This is a genomic window from Thermoanaerobacterium sp. R66, assembly GCF_028895185.1.
GTDB lineage: Bacteria > Bacillota > Thermoanaerobacteria > Thermoanaerobacterales > Thermoanaerobacteraceae > Thermoanaerobacterium.
This window is the reverse complement of the sequence record NZ_JAEUWW010000001.1, coordinates 588,449-607,403: the sequence shown is the minus strand read 5'-3', so window position 1 is coordinate 607,403 and position 18,955 is coordinate 588,449. Positions and strand designations below refer to the sequence as shown.

Here is an 18,955-nt window from a genome sequence, read left to right as displayed (position 1 = left end):
GACGAAATGCTTTCATTTCGCTTTGCCACCTAAGTACAAAACCTCTCATTGCAGGTACAGATTTCTCGATACCCTGTCATTTTAACGGTAGACTACCGGGCAATGCTACTTTCATTTCACACGCCATCTCGCAGGCCCATTCAATAACGCCGTCAGTACCTGGCTTCCACCATCCCAGGCTCGCTTTAACCTAATGCGATATTTACTATTCCTGCTCATCGATTTTTTTATTTCGATTGATTTAATTATATAACGTGTTAAAATATATGTCAATAGTTTTAATCTTGTCTAAAATATAAATTATCTCACATCAGCAACCATCTCTATATTTGCCTATTTTCTCCTCAATCGTCACACCATCAGGTTTAAAGTCTATCTTAACGATCGAAATTACCCTCTTGGCACCTTCATCTGCGCATATATTTTGGGCCTTTTTCACAATATCCAAGAGAACATCGATGTCTCCTTCCATAGTCGTTTCCATAGGGCTTACAAAATACTTAACACCTGTTGATTTTATGTAATCAATAACTTTGTCTACGACTGGATAGATTTTTTCTTCTTCAACTATAGGTAATACTTGCAAGCTTACATTTACAACACTCATATCTAATTCTCCTTGATTAGATTTATCATCTCTTTAACTATATTGCTGGACACTATTGCTGCTTCTTTAACAAATTGGCTAAAATCTTTTGCAGCATTTCCATCAGCATTGTCTGAAATGCTTCTTATTATGACAAATGGTATATTGTTAAGATATGAAGTATGTGCAATTGCTGCTCCTTCCATCTCGACTGCTAGTGCATTAAAAAGCTTCCCCAATTTTAAAGCCTCATCTTTTGATGAGATAAATTTATCACCTGAAACGATCCTGCCAATATACGCTTTCCCATCAATATTATCATTAGCAGCCTTATATGCCACATCTATGAGATATTCGTCAGCTTTAAATACGCTTGTCTTCATGCGAGGGATTACTCCTAATTCGTCTCCAAATGCTGTAGTATCAAAATCATGTTCTATCGCATCCGAAGAAATGACTATATCGCCAACATTTATGCCTTTTTTTAATCCTCCAGCAACACCTGTGTTTATTATGCAATCAACTTTAAATTCGGATATCAATATCTGTGTTGCGATCGCTGCATTTACCTTTCCTATACCTGATTTTACAACAACTGCGTCTACTCCATTAAGTATACCGCTAAAAAAATCCATATCTGCCCTATTTATCGTAAACTCATTAACGATAGCTTCCTTAAGTAGCTCTACTTCTTCCTCCATAGCGCCAATAAAGCCTATCTTTTTCACGCTTATACTCCTTTCATCTTTAATTAAAAAAGGGAGAAATCTCCCTTTAGATATGTGCAGCACACCTACTGCAAATTGTTGGGTGCTCTTTATCTTCGCCAACAGTTTCACTGTACATCCAGCATCTTTCGCATTTTTCACCAGGTGCATGACTTACTTTTATAGCAATGTTATAATCTTCACTTCTGTACGCATCATCAGGTATAACCTCATCATTTTCGTGAAGAACAGTTTTTGATACTATAAAGACTGTATTAAAATCTTCTTCAAACTGCTTCAAAAATTCGTACATCTCTTTCGACGCATAAATATCGACTTGAGCTTCCAAAGAATGGCCTATTTCCTTGTTTGATCTGGATATCTCCAATGCCTTAGATACATCTTTTCTTATGTCAAAAAGTTTATTCCAGCTTTCAATTATCTGCTTATTGTCGTAGATATCATTAGGCTCTGGCCAATCAGCCAACTGAACGCTCTCGAAATCATTTTTTGCATCGTGCTGCATATAGCTCCATATTTCGTCTGCTGTAAATGTCAGCACCGGTGCTATGATTCTTACAAAACCATTCAATATAATATATAGAGTAGTTTGAGCTGCTTTCCTTTCTTTTGATGTGGCTGGGAAAGTATATAGCCTGTCTTTCAATATGTCAAGGTACAGATTGCTCATATCTACAATGCAGAAGGTATGAACAAGATGCAAGAACTCATAAAATTTATATTTGTCAAAAGCTTCAGTTACATCCTTAACAAGCTCATTGTATTTGTACAAAGCCCATTTATCTATATCTAACAATTCATCATATGGCAACAAATCTTTATCAGCATCAAAATCGTAAAGGTTGCTTAATAAAAATTTTGCTGTGTTTCTGATTTTTCTGTATGACTCAGTCATCTGTTTTAAAATTTCTTTTGATATCCTCATGTCTGAAGTGAAATCTGCAGAAACAGCCCACAACCTCAATATGTCAGCACCATACTCTTTTACAACATCGGCTGGATCGATTCCATTTCCAAGGGATTTAGACATTTTTCGCCCTTCACCATCTACAACAAAACCATGTGTCAATACATTTTTATACGGAGCGATACCTTTTGTAGCGACAGATGTAAGAAGCGATGACTGGAACCATCCCCTGTGTTGGTCAGAACCTTCCAAGTACAAGTCTGCTGGCCATCTAAGTCCCTCAGTTGTCTCTAAAACCGCTACATGGCTGGAACCAGAATCAAACCATACATCCATAATATCCGTTTCTTTTCTAAACTCTGTAGAACCACATTCACACCTTGTGCCTTGTGGCAGTATTTCTTCGGCCGATAGTTCATACCAAGCGTCAGAACCCTTTTCGGCAAACAACTTCTTTACCGCATTTATCGTATCATCGTTTATCAATTCTTTCCCACAATGTTTGCAGTAAAAAATAGGAATTGGAACACCCCATATCCTTTGCCTGGATATGCACCAATCGTGCCTATCTCTAACCATGTTTGTAATCCTATCTTCGCCCCACTCAGGAATCCAATTTACTTCTTTTATCGCATCAAGCGCTTCATTTCTAAAGCCATCTACAGATGCAAACCACTGCTCTGTGGCGCGGAATATAACAGGATTTTTGCATCTCCAGCAATGAGGATACGAGTGCGTGAAAGTCTTTGAAGCCAATAAAGCATTGGCTTTCTCAAGATCCTCTTTTATGACCTTATTTGCATCAGAGTAAAATAGTCCATTGTATTTTCCTGCTTTTTCAGTAAATCGACCTTTATCATCAACAGGATTCAAAACATCAAGTCCATATTTTTGACCAACTACAAAGTCCTCCTCACCATGTCCAGGTGCTGTGTGCACACATCCTGTACCTGCCTCTTGCGTTACATGATCGCCTAATATTATAAGCGATGTCCTGTCAAAAAGAGGATGCTTAGCCTTCATTCCTTCCAGTTCTGAGCCTTTAAAAGTAGCAATTATTTCATGGTTTGAAAGTCCTGTCTCTTTTTCAATGCTGTCAAGCATATCTTTTGCCATTATGTAAATTTCATTTCCGTACTTTGCTAAAGCATAGTCAAAATCTGGGTTCAAGCAAATTGCAAGATTAGCAGGAATTGTCCAAGTCGTTGTAGTCCATATTACAAAGTACAAATTGCTTAAATCATCAACAATGCCTTTAAATTTACCAAGGTCATCTACAACTCTGAATTTAACGTAGATCGAATCAGATTTTTCATCAGAATACTCTATTTCTGCTTCTGCCAATGCAGTCTCACAATCTGTACACCAATATACAGGCTTAAGTCCTTTATATATATATCCCTTCTTTGCCATCTCCCCAAATACTTCTATCTGCTTTGCCTCGTATTCTGGTTTCAGCGTCAAATATGGATTTTGCCAATCTCCTCTTACACCTAATCTAATAAATTGCGCTTTTTGCTTTTCAATTTGCGAAAAAGCAAAATCACGGCACACCCTTCTAAATTCTACTGGACCTACATCATTTCTCTTTATCCCTAACGTCTTAATCGCCTGCTGTTCTATTGGCAAGCCATGAGTATCCCAACCTGGCACATATGGTGATTCATATCCCCTCATGGTCTTATATTTAACCACCATGTCCTTCAAAACTTTGTTCATGGCAGTACCAAGGTGTATATTGCCATTTGCGTATGGAGGACCATCATGAAGAATGAACTTTTCTTTGCCCTTGTTTTTATCTAATGATTTGTGGTATATGTCCATGTTCTCCCATTTCTTTAATATTTCTGGCTCTCTCATCGGCAAATTCGCCTTCATTGGAAAATCAGTCTTTGGCAGATTTAATGTTTTGTTGTAATCCATAAACATACCTCCTATTTCAAATTGCGTAATGCAGAAAAAATAAAAACCTCTCATCCAAAGGGACGAGAAGTCGCGGTACCACCCTAATTATTAAGGCTCAATGCCTTAATCACTCATGAGATAACGGGGTTTTCCCGGCTTAGCTTACTAAATTTCAGCCAGCAGCTTCGAGGTGATATATGACAAACTAACTTATTGGCTTTCACCCACCGCCAACTCTCTTAAAAGTTTTGTTTGCATAAATTGTCCTCTTCATCGCTTTTTTTCGCATTTTAAATAATTATACAATATGTAAAAAAAGACGTCAACATCTTACGTTGTAATGGCAGACCTTACTTTTACACCTTCAATGCTGCCAAGCTTGCCAGTTAAAGCACCGATGTCATCCGTCGTACCGTCGACAATCAACGATATTATTGACACATTTCTTTCCTTATATGGAATGCCCATTCTGCCCACTATGATATCGGCATACTCGCTTAAAATGTGATTAACTTTTTCAGACGCCAACTCTCTATTTTGGACTAAGATCCCGATTACAGCAAGTCTATTCCTCATCATTTCTCACATCGTTCTCATCATCAAAAAATTCTCTATCGTCTATAGACAATATAGCTTCAAGCTCTCCTTCAAGGAGTGTTTTGAATTTAGCCTTAAATACATTCAATTTTTTCCTTTGATTTTCAAGCTCTGCTCTAATTCTTACTACTTCTTGATTGGCTTTCTGCATTATTTTTTCTGCTTCTTGCTGTGCTTGCTGTATTATCAAATCAGCTTCTTTCTTGGCATTTAACTTTAAATCTTCAGCCGACTTTTGAGCGACCACCAGCGTATTATTTAGCGTTTTTTCTATATCAGTATAATTCTGCAACTTATCATTTAATATATTTACTCTGTCCTTTAGATCGGAGTTTTCTTTGTACAATAGTTCATAGTCTTCCATAACTTTGTCTAAAAACTCATCAACTTCATTTTCATTGTAACCTCTAAATGAACGCTTAAACTCCTTATTGTGTATGTCCATAGGTGTTAACATGCCAATCCACTCCTTGTCATCTTATTGTTATTTGTATTTTAAAATATGAACATATACCCTGCCTTTTCTCGATGTACCTAAAATTTCTTGGAGCTTGATCCTTCCATAACCTCTTAAAGACATGATGTCACCTTCTTTTACTTCAAATGAAGGCGATATATTTGTCTCCCAATTCACTTCAGTAAGTCCAGCTTTTATCAATTCCGAAGCCTTTGTCCTGGATATTTTAAATCCCGACGCGATTATGCTATCAAGCCTTACAGATGCAACAGTTGTTTTAATGTCCTCGTACTCTATTACAGGCTCTATAACCTCATCTAAGTCAATTGAACTAACAATAACCTTCTCTCGACCTATCTTTTTCAAATTCATCAAAACATAATCAGCTATGTCACTATGCACTATTACATCGCAGATTTCTTGTCTTTTAATTATATCACCAATTTTTTCTCTTTTTATACCTAGACCTAACAGTGAACCTAATACATCTCTATGTGACAACTTTGTTAAGTCACCATCTATCCTTATCCCCTTTATTACATCAAAATGTTCACCATCGGAAATCGTAAGATACAACGGATATATACAGGCTATTTTTCTCTCAGCCTCTTTAAATCCACCATCAAATCTACAATCTATATCGTCATATTTGTCAATCAACTTTAGCAGTATCTTCTGATCTCTCATGCTTAGAAAATCTGTAAATCTATCATGCCTATTTTTCTGTACCCAATTTATCATATCATTAAGTCTTGCAATGCTGTATTCCATTCCTTCACCCTTTTATATTAATGAAATTAAGCTTATTAATATTGGTCTTATCACATATTGGATAGCCAACATAGCAAGGATAGGCGAAAAATCTATCATCATATTTCTTCCAATAGATGACTTAAATTGCAACCTTCTAAAAGGATCTAAAATAGGCTCTGTCACGATGATGACAAATCGCGATATAGGATTTCCCATATTCTCCATTCTCAAAAGAGATAATACCACCCTTATTACAATAAGCCAATTTACAATCTCAAAAAAGTAGTTTAATGTTAAGATCAAAGCATAGTTTGTCGTCAAATCATACCCTCCTCATTACTTTAAATTGAACATTGAATCGACTTCATCTTGTATATCACCAGCAATATCAAAATTGTCCGGCACAATTAAAAATATGCTATTAGCAATTTTCTTAATTTCTCCATTTAACGCAAAAACAGCACCACTTAAAAAGTCTATAAGCCTCTGAGCATCATTTCTTTCCATATTTTGAAGATCAATAATTATAGGCTTTTTATTTTTTATGTTTTCAAGTATTGTCTGCGCCTGTTCAAAACTATCTGGCTTCAAAATAATAACTTTTATCTGCGATTGTGTATGTATATTCACTATTTTTGGCTTTTGGCTAAAGGGCAATTCATTTTCAACTTTTTCAGCGTTCCCTTCCTCTTCCTGCTCATCAAATCCAAAAAAATTCATAAGCTTTTCAATCACTTTTACAGCCATTTATTTTACCTCCATATCATATAATCTTTTCCCAAAAATTCCTGTACCTATACGTATGATGTTGGCACCTTCTTCAATGGCAACAGTGTAGTCATTCGTCATACCCATAGACAAATACTTAAAGTCTAAATTTTTTTGATTTAAAGATTTAGCATTATCAAATAACTGTTTCATTTTTCTAAAATAAGGCCTTACATCTTCAGCATCTACATACGGCGCCACCGTCATCAGACCTTTTATTTTCAAGTTGCTAAAACCTTCAAGCTCCTTTATGAATTCCAACAAGCTTGACGGTTCAATTCCATACTTTGATTCTTCTGAACCTACATTTACCTCAATCAAACAGTCCATAATCCTATTGCATTTTTTGGCTCTTTTATCTATTTCTTCTGCAAGGCGCACACTGTCAAGCGAATGAATCATCTTCACTTTATCTATTATGTATTTTACCTTATTTGTCTGAAGATGACCTATAAAGTGGAACTGAACCTTATCCATCAATGTCGGATATTTGTCCACTAACTCTTGTACTTTATTTTCTCCAATATCCGTAATACCGTATTTTATTGCTTCTTCTATTCTTGAGACATCGACGGTTTTAGTCACTGCCACAATTAATATATCGTCAGGATTTCTATTAACTTTTAATGCATGCTTCTTGATATTTTCTTTTACTTTATCAATATTATAACGTATATCCATAATAATCCCTCTTACTTCTTTAAATAGTCTTTACCATATACTAATATTTCGTCATACATTTTTAAATTTCCATCTGGACTTTCTACAACGGCACTTTCTGAATTTTGCACTTTTACGTCGACTTCTTCAAAGACAGGAATACCGTTATTTAATTTATAAACACCATATTTTCCATCAACTTTTACGATAGCCGTATTTGGCACAATAAAACCTTCATAGTTATTTACTGTTATATCGACTTTAACTTTCCTTCTTTTAAAAAAATCATTATAAACATCATTCATCTTTATCACTGCACCAAATAAATTGTCGGATATCGAATATATTTTCATTATGTGTCCGTCTAAAAACTGACTATCGTTGTTATCTATTTCTACTTTTACATTGTTTCCTTCTTTTAATTTTTGGCTCTGACTTTTGTCCAATACAGACAATACATACCAATCGTAATTGTCCATTAATTTTAATATCGGTTCACCTTGCTTTACTTCACCTTTTACCTCTGCTGGCTCTTTTTGTACTGCATTTATATCATTTAATGTGATGTTAAACAATTTGTTTACATTAAACACATCTTCATACCCATCAAAATAATCGCTTACGACTCCAGCTTCAGGCGAATATACCTTGTACAAGCCATTAGAAACAATGCTTTCTAATTGTTTTTTTTGACTATAAAGATCATCTAAATTTCTAATCGACGAAGGACCATTTTTGATTATCTGCTCTTTTTTGCTGGTCAAATCATCTATTTTTTTGCTTAAACTGCTTAAAACGCTCTTGTCTTTTGCCTGCTGATATTCTTTATTTAATTCATCTATCTGAGCGTTTATGTTTTCTATGTCTTTAGCATAGATACCCAAACTTTTATCATCCTTAATGCTCTGAATCTTTTCATCTATAGAATTTAGCTCATTCAATTTCGACTTATCAAAGTTTGGCGATACGACTTCAGCTATTTCCTTGCCTTTTGGCACTCTTGTCCCATTTTTTACTAACATATTAACTTCTCCATTAATCGGAGAATTTATGACCATTGCATCAACCACTATGTAACCGTAAGTATCTATTGATTCAGATAAGTTGCCTTGTTTAAGTGGTATTGTCTTATCTTTTCCACTTATAGTATTTACTGCAACTTTTCCTATGTAAAGTATGACTACAATCGCTATGATGATATTCAATATTCTCTTCATAAAACCACCTAAGATAATATTCTATAAAAAATCAATTTTTCCTCCTTTAAATTCACTCTTTTGCACTTATTTTATAAACTTTTTATTTGCTTCAAGTTTTAAATTATCTTTTTCACAATATCTTCAACCAATCGGTGCGTTTTTAAAGAAAGCTTTATTTCATCATCATTTATTTCTTTAGAATTTATAGAACATAAAAAATTATTTACTGCACTTTCAAAACCTCTTATGTATGATACGCTGTCCCAGGAATGATGACTATAAATAGATGCGGTTTCCCCATCAAACGTCCGCAATTTTTCGAGATTTTCAACTATTACACTTTTTCCATAGCCATGCAGCTCCAGCACTTCTTCATCTATGCCGCTATTTCTGTGCATTAAACCAATTGCAACTTTATCACACGAAGTAATTTCAATATCTATATATTTTAAGCTATTATTTTCCTTTATGGCTTTTACACGCGAAATATTTAGGCTTTCAACATCGCCAATTTGATGACACAGTGTATCAACCACATGTATAAAGTCATCGTAAAGGGTGAATTTGATATCACCCCCAACACCGCCGTTTCTATTTTTCTTCATTATGTACAACTCAGGTTTTCCATTTCCAAAATGCTCTGATGCCTTAATATAAAATGGTGCATATCTTCTATTAAAGCCAACAGTTAAAACAAGTGAATTGTTAAGTGCAATATTATAAAGTTTTTCAGTCTTTTTATAATCATCTGTCAAGGGTTTGTCTACATAAACATGGATATTATTTACAAGAAGTTTTTTCACAATCTCATAATGGCTATCAGTAGAAGTATGTACAAAAGCACAATCAGGCTTTAAAGCAATTGCTTCATCTATCGAAGTATATGTGCTAACTTTATAATTCTCCTTATACTTTAAAAGCTTTTTTTCATCTCTACCCACAATGCCAACTATTTCGAGCATATCTAAGTTAAATATGAATGGCAAATATGCCTTTTTGAATATATTGCCCGGTCCTACGATTATAGCTTTCAAATTCTTCATAACCTCACCTCTATAATTCATTTGCTTATTTTAGAAAATTTGTAAACATCGACATCTTTATGCATATTATATAACAAGTCAGGCATATAACCAAGAAAAGTACATGACTTTTAAAAAATGAAGGGCTTGCATTTGCATGAAATTTGTGATAATATTTAATTAATTATTTGTGAGAAAAATTAATAGTTAAAAATGAGACAAGGGCGTTTCATTAATATAGTTTGTGTGTATTAATGGCGTCCTTGTTTTGTTTATATTTTCCATTATTACCAAAAAATAAATGAAAGGGGATTTTTTATGTCAGAAAATTCTTTGAAAAATATTTTTGGCGCCAATGTATTTAATGACGCAGTGATGAGAGAGCGTCTGCCAAAGCAAACATACAATGCTTTAAGAAAGACAATCGACGAAGGTTTGCCGCTTGACCCAAAAGTTGCCGACGTAGTAGCAAACGCGATGAAAGACTGGGCTATCGAAAAAGGAGCGACGCATTTTACACATTGGTTTCAACCATTGACAGGTATTACTGCAGAAAAACACGAATCTTTTATTTCTCCTACACCAGACGGTAAAGTCATCACAGAATTTTCAGGCAAAGAACTTATAAAAGGTGAGCCTGATGCATCGTCATTCCCTTCAGGTGGATTAAGGGCTACATTCGAAGCAAGAGGCTATACTGCATGGGATTGTACATCTCCTGCATTTGTCAAAGATAATGTCCTATACATCCCAACCGCATTTTGCTCATACACTGGCGAAGCACTAGACTTAAAGACACCTTTATTGCGCTCTATGGAAGCATTATCAAAAGAAGCATTAAGAGTTCTTAAGTTATTTGGAAATAACACTTCAAAAAGAGTCATAACAACTGTTGGTCCAGAGCAAGAGTATTTTTTGATAGACAAAAAATTGTATGAAAAACGCAAAGACTTAATATTAACAGGCAGAACATTATTTGGCGCAAAACCACCAAAAGGCCAAGAAATGGAAGACCATTATTTCGGCACCATCAGGGAAAGAGTTTTCGAATTTATGAAAGAACTTGATGAAGAGCTTTGGAAGTTAGGCATATCAGCTAAAACCGAGCACAACGAAGTCGCACCTGCTCAACATGAATTAGCGCCAATCTTCAATACGACAAACATAGCAACGGATCACAATCAGTTAACAATGGATATAATGAAAAAAGTGGCTTTGAGAAATGATTTAGTATGTTTATTGCACGAAAAACCATTCGCCGGTGTCAACGGATCTGGAAAGCACAACAACTGGTCTATGAGCACAGATGACGGTTTAAATTTATTAGATCCTGGAAAAACTCCACATGAAAATGCACAATTTTTGGTTTTCCTGTGTGCAGTTATCAAGGCAATCGATGAATACGCTGATTTATTAAGAGTATCATGTGCAACACCTGGAAATGACCACAGGCTTGGTGCAAATGAAGCTCCACCGGCAATAATCTCGATTTTCTTAGGCGATCAATTAACAGATATTTTAGAACAAATAGGCGAAACTGGTGGTGCTACAAACTCAAAGCAAGGTGGAGAATTAAAAATCGGCGTGACGACGCTTCCTACGCTTCACAAAGATTCCACCGACAGAAACAGAACATCCCCATTCGCATTTACCGGAAACAAATTCGAGTTTAGAATGGTAGGTTCTTCATCATCAGTAGCAACTGCAAACTACATCTTAAATACGATTGTAGCAGAAGTTTTATCAGAAATTGCAGATAAACTTGAAAAAGCTGATAATTTTGATGAAGAAGTTCAAAAAATATTAAAAGAGATCGTAATAAATCATAAAAGAGTAATCTTCAACGGAAATGGCTATTCAGAAGAATGGGTAAAAGAAGCTGAAAAGAGAGGACTTCCAAATATAGCTTCAACAGTCGATGCTATTCCTGCCCTTTTGAAAGATAAAAATGTGAAGGTCATGGAAAAACATGGCGTATTAAGCAAGGTAGAAATGGAATCTCGCTATGAAATAATGCTTGAAAACTACTCAAAGACTATAAACATAGAAGCGTTGACAATGCTTGATATGGCTAAAAAGCAGATTCTTCCGGCAGTCTTAAAATTCATTAAAAATGTTGCAGACTCTATAAACGCAGTCAAAGAAACTGGTTTAGACGCTTCAGTTGACGCACAAGCCGATTTATTGAAGGAAGTTTCTTCATTGACAGCCAAATTTAAGAAGAGAATCGATAATCTCGAAAGCGCCGTAAATAATGCATCAAATATTGAAGGAGATTCTTTTGCTGTAGCTAAATATTACAGAGATGAAGTATTCGCAAAAATGGGAGAGCTTAGAGAAATAGGCGACAAACTAGAAACATTAGTTGATGCTGATATTTGGCCACTTCCAACATACGCCGATATGCTTTTCTACGTATAATCATATATAAAAAACTATTGGGGGTAACCTCAATAGTTTTTTTAATGTTATCCATATTTAAATTACAGATCAATTAATATAATAAAAAGCCTCGGTTCTCAAGGCTTTTTTTAATGGAGATAAGGGGATTCGAACCCCTGGCCTCTACAATGCCATTGTAGCGCTCTCCCAACTGAGCTATATCCCCGAATATGTATGGTGGAGGTGCGGGGAGTCGAACCCCGGTCCGAAGGTGTCACAGTAAAAGCTTCTCCGAGCGCAGTCACTGTTTTGACATTCCCTCTGCAGCTCTCCCAGTGACAGGATAACTGCTTTGGTAGCTTCATAAAATCCGATTTATCTCAAAGCTTTGATAAATCAGTTCCCCACTAAATCGACGCCCAATCCTTTGATGTGGGAATCAAAGGTTGAACGGCTGCTTGTAATTAAGCAGCGTAAGCTAAATTATCGTTTGCGTTTATATTTAAGTCCACCGTTTTACGAGCAGATGGAACCTCGGCTCGCTACTTTTACCTCAACTACCCCCGTCGAAACCAGTACACCCCCGTATATCATATATGCTGACTTTCTTTAAAATGCCTTTCTATCTCCCTCTTAGCATCTCTTCTCGCCATATCTTCTCTTTTATCGTACAATTTTTTGCCTCTGGCAACTGCTAATTCCACCTTTACAAGCCCATGTTTAAGATAAACCCTTAAAGGAACCAATGTATAGCCTTTTTGAGTGACATAACCAGTCAATTTATTAATCTCTCTTCTATTAAGAAGCAATTTCCTCGTTCTAAGCGGATCTTTGTTAAAAATATTGCCTTTTTCATATGGGCTTATATGCATATTGTATAAGAAAACCTCATTGTTTTCTATACGAGCAAAACTGTCCTTCAAATTTACTTTACCCATGCGTACAGATTTGACTTCTGTACCAAAAAGCACAATCCCTGCTTCATAAACTTCATCTATAAAGTAGTCGTGACTGGCTTTTTTGTTTTGTGCAAGCACCTTTATATTTTCACTACTCATAAGAAAAACACCTTTTCTGTAAAATACATTGTTCCCTCACAGCACATGGGTCTGCGCTTAATTATTATAGCACATTAAATTCACATGTCAAGCACCTTCAACATCGCGGATTTCATCTGGTGTAGCCAAGACAAAATCTATTTCCCTCCTGTCCACGTTAGCACCTACTACCTTTACGTACACAACATCACCTATAGAAAACTTTCTATTCGTTCTTTCGCCTATTAACGTATATGTTTCATCATCATAATGGTAATAGTCATCATCAAGAGTGTCAATATCGACTAATCCTTCTACTGTGTTATCTAACTCTACAAAGAAGCCATAATTTGTCACGTTGGCGATTATAGCTTTATATATATTCCCAATTCTTTCTTTCATGTATTCTACTTTCTTCAAATCTTCAATCTCTTTTTCCGCCGAATCAGCCGCTCTTTCCCTCTCTGAAGCTTTTAATGAAATGTCATTTAATATTTTGTTATAATGTTCCTGACGCTTCTCATTCAATTTACCATGAATATTCTCTTTGATAATCCTATGGATTATCAGATCAGGATATCTCCTTATAGGCGATGTAAAGTGTGTATAATACTGCGTCGCCAATGCATAATGGCCTAATTCCTCTGGACTATATCTAGCCCTCTTTAAAGACCTTAGTAGAAGCGTCTCAACGACTCTTTGTTCATTTTTGCCCCTCACTTGTTTTATAAGCTCTTGCAATGCTTTTGGATGTATTTCATCTCCTCCAATGCCCTTTATGTGATAACCTAAATTATGTATGAATTTATTAAATGCCATCAGCTTCTCCATGTCCGGATGCTCATGAACCCTGTACACAAAAGGCACGTTGATCCAATGCATGTGCTCAGCAACTGTCTCATTTGCAACAAGCATAAATTCCTCAATAATCCTATGAGCTATATTTCTTTCGATTTTTACAATATCAATTGGTTTTCCCTTTTCATCTACAATTATTTTTGCTTCTTCAAAATCAAAGTCTACACTACCGCGCCTTTTCCTTCTTTCTAACAAAATCTTTGCCAAATCTTTCATATTATTAAAATCTTCTATTAAATCTTTATATCGCTCTTTTAATTTTTCATCATTTTCTTCTAAGATTTTGTACACATTTGTATAAGTCATTCTTTCTTTGCTTCGTATTATGCTTTCAAATATATCGTGATCTACAACATTACCATTTTTGTCTATCTTCATCTTTACCGTAAGTGTCAATCTGTCCTCAGATGGATTGAGACTGCATATACCGTTTGACAATCTGTGTGGCAACATTGGTATGACTCTATCTATAAAGTACACGCTGCAACCTCTATTTAAAGCTTCCTTATCAAGCTCAGAACCTTCTTTGACGTAATGACTGACGTCTGCAATGCTGACATAAAGTACATAATCACCGCTCTCAAGTTTTTCTACTGCCACAGCATCATCAAGGTCTTTTGCATCTTCACCATCTATCGTTACAATATTTAAGTGACGCAAATCTATCCTTCCTGTTATTTCTTCACTTGATATTTTCTCTTGTATATTTTCTGCTTCTTTTATGACTTTCTTTGGAAATTCTTCAGGTATGTTGTATGAACGAATCACTGACAGTACATCTACTCCAGGATCATTTTTCCTACCTAAAATTTCAATTATTTTTCCTTCAGGACTTCTCCGCTTTTCCGGCCACTTAGTTATTTTAACTACCACCTTCATGCCATCTTCGGCATTCATGGTGTCAGCCTTTGAAATAAATACATCTTGCGTAATGCTTCTATCATCGGGAACTACAAAACCAAAATTGCGGCTTTTCTCAAAAGTGCCTACAATGGTAGAATTAGCCCTCTTGAGTATTTTTACAACTTCTCCTTCCCACTTCTTCCCTTCAACTTTCTTTGTAACCCGAACAAGAACTGTATCATTCTGCATTGCACTGTTTAAATTATCTTTCGAAATAAATATATCCTTAATGCTTTCATTTTCAGGTATCAAAAAAGCAAACCCTCTTGATGTGGCATCTATTTTGCCTTTTATTATATCCAATCTTTCTGACAAAGCGTACTTTTCATTTTTTGTCTTATATATTGTCCCATCTTTTTCTAAATCCTTTAATAGCTCCTCAACAATGCCCTTTTGACTGTAATCCACGTCAAGCATTTTTAAAATATTTTCAATCCTTGAAGGTTTGTAATTTTCGTCATTAAAAAGCTCTAACAATTTATCTTTAAAATTCATACCGATTCCTCTCAATCTATTAAATTAAGTCTAACATAATTAATAATAACCAAATTCTTTACATAGTTAATTTTCCATTTATCTATTATAATTATAACATCTACCATGAGAAATATTGAAGAAAGTTGCAAAAAAATTATGGTACTAAAATTCTATATATGCAAAAGGCTGCTGATATTATGTCAGCAGCCTAAAATTTTTATAATATATATTTTTTATTTTTCATCCTTTATTGCAGCTTGTGCAGCAGCAAGTCTTGCGATTGGAACCCTAAATGGTGAGCAAGATACATAATCAAGTCCTACTCTATGGCAGAACTCAATTGACGATGGGTCTCCGCCATGCTCGCCACATATTCCTACATTTAATTCAGGTCTCGTCTGTCTGCCAAGTTTTGTACCCATTTCAACAAGCTTGCCTACGCCAGTCTGATCAAGTTTTGCAAATGGATCAAAGTCGTAAATCTTCTTGTCATAGTATGATTCTAAGAACTTACCAGCATCATCTCTTGAGAATGCAAATGTAAGCTGTGTCAAATCATTTGTACCAAATGAGAAGAATTCTGCTTCTTTCGCAATCTCATCTGCTGTAAGGGCAGCTCTTGGAACCTCAATCATTGTTCCAACTAAGTACTTGATGTTGGAATTCTTTTCTTTTAATACCTCTTCAGCCGTTTTTACGATTATGTCTTTTACATATTTCATTTCTTTTACATCGCCAATAAGAGGTATCATTATCTGTGGTTCAATACTAATACCCAGCTTATTTGATACATTTATTGCTGCTTCAATTATAGCCCTTGTCTGCATTTCAGCTATTTCAGGATACTTGACAGCAAGCCTGCATCCTCTAAATCCAAGCATTGGGTTAAATTCTTTGAGGCTTTCTACAGTCGCTTTTAGATCCTCAAATGTCATTCCCATTTCATCAGCCAATGCTTTTATATCTTCATCTTCGTGTGGTAAGAATTCATGTAATGGTGGATCGAGAAGACGTATTGTAACAGGATGCTCACCCATTGTCTCAAACAATCCTTCAAAGTCTGACCTTTGCATAGGCAGAAGTTTATTTAGAGCAGTCCTTCTTTGTTCTTCTGTCTTTGATACTATCATTTCCCTCATGGCAGGTATTCTGTCTTCAGCAAAGAACATATGCTCTGTTCTGCAAAGACCTATTCCTTCAGCACCAAACTCTACAGCAACTTTCGCATCCCTTGGTATATCAGCATTTGCTTTTACTTTTAACTTTCTGTATTTGTCTGCCCAGCTCATCAATGTGGCAAAATTACCTGTCAAAGATGGTGGAACAGTCTTTATTTCTCCCAAATATACATTGCCAGTGCTTCCATCAATTGATATGTAGTCACCTTCTTTAACTACAATATCGCCGATCTTCATTATTTTCTGATTTTCGTCAATCAATGCAGCACTACATCCAGCAACACAGCATGTACCCATTCCTCTAGCGACAACAGCAGCATGTGATGTCATACCACCACGGCCAGTCAAAATACCTTGTGCAACAACCATACCTTCTATATCTTCAGGAGATGTTTCCATTCTCACAAGTACCACTTTTTCGCCTCTACCCTTTGCAGCTTCAACTGCATCATCTGCTGTAAAGTAAACTTTTCCTGCGGCTGCACCTGGTGATGCCGGTAAACCTTTTGCAATAGGTTTTGCTGCTTTTAATGCATCTGCATCAAACATTGGGTGCAATAATTGGTCAAGCTGTTTTGGATCAACCCTTAACACTGCCTCTTTTTCATCTATTAAGCCTTCATTTACTAAATCTATTGCAACTTTTAATGCCGCTTGAGCAGTTCTCTTACCATTTCTCGTCTGAAGCATGTAAAGCTTTGATCTTTCTATAGTAAACTCGATATCCTGCATATCCCTGTAGTGATTTTCCAGTTTATTTGCAATTTCTGTAAATTGATTGTACACTTCAGGCATTATGTCTTTTAATGTTGATATTGGCTGTGGTGTCCTTATACCTGCAACGACATCTTCACCCTGAGCATTCATCAAGAATTCGCCAAACAATGCTTTTTCACCTGTTGCAGGATTTCTCGTAAATGCCACACCTGTACCAGAATCATTGCCCATATTGCCAAATACCATTGTCTGAACATTTACAGCAGTACCCCAATCACTTGGTATATCATTTAACCTTCTGTAAACAATAGCTCTTGGATTATCCCATGATCTAAATACGGCTTTGACAGCTTCTAAGAGCTGAATCTTTGGATCTTGTGGGAAATCAACGCCCATCTCTTTCTTGTACAGTTCTTTGTATCTCTTTACGACTTCTTTTAAGTTTTCTGCAGTCAAATCTGTATCGTATTTTGCACCGTTTTCTTCTTTGACAGCGTCCAATATTGCTTCGAATTTATTCTTTTCAATCCCCATAACGACATCTGAAAACATCTGAATGAATCTTCTATAGCTGTCGTATGCAAATCTCTCGTTGTTAGTAGCTTCAGCAAGTCCTACAACAGTATCATCGTTTAACCCAAGATTTAAAATTGTATCCATCATTCCAGGCATTGAAACTCTTGCACCTGAACGCACTGAAACCAATAACGGATTTTTCTTATCTCCAAACTTTTTGTTGTTTATTTCCTCTAAAATAGCCATATTTTTGTAGATTTCTTCTACTATTTCATCAGATATTTTTTTACCATCTTCATAATATTTTGTGCAAGCTTCTGTTGTAACAGTGAAGCCTTGCGGAACGGGTAAGCCCAGATTTGTCATTTCAGCAAGGTTTGCCCCTTTTCCGCCCAGTAAATTTCTCATGGACGCATTTCCTTCGCTAAACAAATATACATATTTCTTAGCCATTTATAGTCCTCCTTTATTGATTTTATTTAATATTATGCTTGCTGTTTCCTCGACAGCTTTATTCGTTACATCAATCACTGTACAATCTAACCGTTCCATCACCTCCTTAGCGTAGTTAAGCTCTTTTATGATTCTATCTTTAGCAGCATAAACTGCCTTAGAATCCAAACCCAATGACTTAAGCCTTTCTTTTCTTATTTCTACCAAGTTATCAATATTTATCATAAGACCAAATATTTTGTTGTGATCTATTTCAAACAACTCTTTTGGCGGATCCACCTCAGGCACCAATGGAAAATTTGCAGCTTTAATATACTTATGTGCAAGATACATACATAGTGGTGTCTTTGATGTCCTTGAAACACCTAATATCACTACGTCGGCTAACAATAGACCATTCACATCTTTTCCATCATCATGTTTTACTGCAAACTCAATTGCATCCATCTTTCTGAAGTAGTCTTCATCAAGTTTGCGCTTATGGAAAAACAATTCTGTAGGTGCAATGCCAGTAGTACCTTCTATAGCATCCATAATAGGCCCCATCACATCAACGATGCGCAAATCATACTGCCTCGCCTTATTTAGAAGGTATCGTTTTAATTCATCGACTACCATCGTATGTATTATAAGGCTGTTCTTATTATTAGAAGCATCTATTATTATCTCATCTATCTGATTTTTATCACCAACATAAGGAAACTTTTTGATTTGACTTATATTGGTGCCAAATCTGGATGCAGCTATGGCTGCTACATGCTCCGCCGTATCAATGCTTGAATCAGACACAAGGTAAATGGCAACATTCTCATCCACAATAAATTTAGCCTCCTATAAATAGCTGATACTAAA

General features: G+C 35.7%; 16 protein-coding genes, 1 tRNA gene, 1 other RNA gene and 2 other annotated features (1 of these 20 only partly in view). Of the genes, 1 reads left to right on the top strand and 17 read right to left on the bottom strand.

Annotated elements, in window-relative coordinates; all coding sequences use genetic code 11:
* Nucleotides 1-228, bottom strand: a binding site (T-box leader) (it extends 81 nt beyond the left edge of the window).
* 82 nt (nt 229-310) lie between these two features.
* The 11 genes from JJQ93_RS02850 to JJQ93_RS02800 all read right to left on the bottom strand — a co-directional run bounded on the left by JJQ93_RS02850 (nt 311) and on the right by JJQ93_RS02800 (nt 9,603).
* Nucleotides 311-607, bottom strand: coding sequence for a thiamine-binding protein (locus JJQ93_RS02850; protein WP_085112577.1), 297 nt, complete (start codon nt 605-607; stop codon nt 311-313).
* A 2-nt stretch (nt 608-609) separates the two neighbouring features.
* Complete coding sequence (locus JJQ93_RS02845) at nt 610-1,314, bottom strand: 5'-methylthioadenosine/adenosylhomocysteine nucleosidase (protein ID WP_274892680.1); 705 nt, start codon at nt 1,312-1,314, stop codon at nt 610-612.
* A 46-nt stretch (nt 1,315-1,360) separates the two neighbouring features.
* On the bottom strand, nt 1,361-4,144 hold the full coding sequence (gene ileS / locus JJQ93_RS02840; protein ID WP_274892679.1) for an isoleucine--tRNA ligase: 2,784 nt from the start codon (nt 4,142-4,144) through the stop codon (nt 1,361-1,363).
* Nucleotides 4,145-4,199: 55 nt separating this feature from the next.
* Nucleotides 4,200-4,409 (bottom strand) — a binding site (T-box leader).
* Nucleotides 4,410-4,456: 47 nt separating this feature from the next.
* Nucleotides 4,457-4,702, bottom strand: a complete 246-nt coding sequence (locus tag JJQ93_RS02835; RefSeq protein ID WP_013788247.1) for a TM1266 family iron-only hydrogenase system putative regulator — start codon at nt 4,700-4,702, stop codon at nt 4,457-4,459.
* Nucleotides 4,692-5,180, bottom strand: a complete 489-nt coding sequence (locus JJQ93_RS02830) for a DivIVA domain-containing protein (protein ID WP_014758873.1) — start codon at nt 5,178-5,180, stop codon at nt 4,692-4,694. Before JJQ93_RS02830 ends, JJQ93_RS02835 begins: the two co-directional genes overlap by 11 nt.
* 27 nt (nt 5,181-5,207) lie before the next feature.
* Entirely contained in the window at nt 5,208-5,951 is a 744-nt protein-coding gene (locus tag JJQ93_RS02825) for a YlmH family RNA-binding protein (protein ID WP_085112580.1), read from the bottom strand.
* A 12-nt stretch (nt 5,952-5,963) separates the two neighbouring features.
* The gene (locus JJQ93_RS02820; RefSeq protein ID WP_085112581.1) at nt 5,964-6,254 is read right to left on the bottom strand and encodes a YggT family protein; all 291 of its coding nucleotides are present in this window, start codon (nt 6,252-6,254) and stop codon (nt 5,964-5,966) included.
* 15 nt (nt 6,255-6,269) lie between these two features.
* A complete protein-coding gene (locus JJQ93_RS02815; RefSeq protein WP_085112582.1) occupies nt 6,270-6,680 on the bottom strand; it encodes a cell division protein SepF in 411 nt (136 codons plus the stop codon).
* Entirely contained in the window at nt 6,681-7,382 is a 702-nt protein-coding gene (locus tag JJQ93_RS02810; protein WP_274892678.1) for a YggS family pyridoxal phosphate-dependent enzyme, read from the bottom strand.
* An 11-nt stretch (nt 7,383-7,393) separates the two neighbouring features.
* Nucleotides 7,394-8,578, bottom strand: a complete 1,185-nt coding sequence (locus JJQ93_RS02805) for a biotin/lipoyl attachment domain-containing protein (RefSeq protein WP_274892677.1) — start codon at nt 8,576-8,578, stop codon at nt 7,394-7,396.
* A 98-nt stretch (nt 8,579-8,676) separates the two neighbouring features.
* On the bottom strand, nt 8,677-9,603 hold the full coding sequence (locus tag JJQ93_RS02800; RefSeq protein ID WP_274892676.1) for a Gfo/Idh/MocA family protein: 927 nt from the start codon (nt 9,601-9,603) through the stop codon (nt 8,677-8,679).
* Between the two features lie 297 nt (nt 9,604-9,900).
* On the opposite strand from JJQ93_RS02800, the gene JJQ93_RS02795 reads away from it, so the two are divergent.
* Nucleotides 9,901-12,003, top strand: coding sequence for a glutamine synthetase III family protein (locus JJQ93_RS02795; RefSeq protein WP_274892675.1), 2,103 nt, complete (start codon nt 9,901-9,903; stop codon nt 12,001-12,003).
* Between the two features lie 114 nt (nt 12,004-12,117).
* On the opposite strand, the gene JJQ93_RS02790 is transcribed toward JJQ93_RS02795, so the two are convergent.
* From JJQ93_RS02790 to JJQ93_RS02765, 6 genes are all read right to left on the bottom strand, one after another.
* Nucleotides 12,118-12,190 (bottom strand) — tRNA-Ala (locus JJQ93_RS02790).
* A gap of 9 nt (nt 12,191-12,199) precedes the next feature.
* Nucleotides 12,200-12,549, bottom strand: a transfer-messenger RNA (tmRNA) gene (ssrA, locus tag JJQ93_RS02785).
* 5 nt (nt 12,550-12,554) lie between these two features.
* Nucleotides 12,555-13,022, bottom strand: a complete 468-nt coding sequence (gene smpB / locus JJQ93_RS02780) for an SsrA-binding protein SmpB (RefSeq protein WP_274892674.1) — start codon at nt 13,020-13,022, stop codon at nt 12,555-12,557.
* A gap of 87 nt (nt 13,023-13,109) precedes the next feature.
* On the bottom strand, nt 13,110-15,257 hold the full coding sequence (gene rnr, locus JJQ93_RS02775) for a ribonuclease R (protein WP_274892673.1): 2,148 nt from the start codon (nt 15,255-15,257) through the stop codon (nt 13,110-13,112).
* Between the two features lie 215 nt (nt 15,258-15,472).
* Complete coding sequence (ppdK, locus tag JJQ93_RS02770) at nt 15,473-18,103, bottom strand: pyruvate, phosphate dikinase (protein ID WP_274892672.1); 2,631 nt, start codon at nt 18,101-18,103, stop codon at nt 15,473-15,475.
* On the bottom strand, nt 18,104-18,919 hold the full coding sequence (locus JJQ93_RS02765) for a pyruvate, water dikinase regulatory protein (protein ID WP_013788262.1): 816 nt from the start codon (nt 18,917-18,919) through the stop codon (nt 18,104-18,106).
* Between the last annotated feature and the right edge of the window lie 36 nt (nt 18,920-18,955).

Bases quoted from the DNA above. Each gene is read 5' to 3' on its own strand.
- JJQ93_RS02850 (WP_085112577.1), bottom strand. From the start codon at position 607: ATGAGTGTTGTAAATGTAAGCTTGCAAGTATTACCTATAGTTGAAGAA.
- ileS (WP_274892679.1), bottom strand. From the start codon at position 4,144: ATGGATTACAACAAAACATTAAATCTGCCAAAGACTGATTTTCCAATG.
- JJQ93_RS02835 (WP_013788247.1), bottom strand. From the start codon at position 4,702: ATGAGGAATAGACTTGCTGTAATCGGGATCTTAGTCCAAAATAGAGAG.
- JJQ93_RS02830 (WP_014758873.1), bottom strand. From the start codon at position 5,180: ATGTTAACACCTATGGACATACACAATAAGGAGTTTAAGCGTTCATTT.
- JJQ93_RS02825 (WP_085112580.1), bottom strand. From the start codon at position 5,951: ATGGAATACAGCATTGCAAGACTTAATGATATGATAAATTGGGTACAG.
- JJQ93_RS02815 (WP_085112582.1), bottom strand. From the start codon at position 6,680: ATGGCTGTAAAAGTGATTGAAAAGCTTATGAATTTTTTTGGATTTGAT.
- JJQ93_RS02810 (WP_274892678.1), bottom strand. From the start codon at position 7,382: ATGGATATACGTTATAATATTGATAAAGTAAAAGAAAATATCAAGAAG.
- JJQ93_RS02805 (WP_274892677.1), bottom strand. From the start codon at position 8,578: ATGAAGAGAATATTGAATATCATCATAGCGATTGTAGTCATACTTTAC.
- JJQ93_RS02800 (WP_274892676.1), bottom strand. From the start codon at position 9,603: ATGAAGAATTTGAAAGCTATAATCGTAGGACCGGGCAATATATTCAAA.
- JJQ93_RS02795 (WP_274892675.1), top strand. From the start codon at position 9,901: ATGTCAGAAAATTCTTTGAAAAATATTTTTGGCGCCAATGTATTTAAT.
- smpB (WP_274892674.1), bottom strand. From the start codon at position 13,022: ATGAGTAGTGAAAATATAAAGGTGCTTGCACAAAACAAAAAAGCCAGT.
- rnr (WP_274892673.1), bottom strand. From the start codon at position 15,257: ATGAATTTTAAAGATAAATTGTTAGAGCTTTTTAATGACGAAAATTAC.
- ppdK (WP_274892672.1), bottom strand. From the start codon at position 18,103: ATGGCTAAGAAATATGTATATTTGTTTAGCGAAGGAAATGCGTCCATG.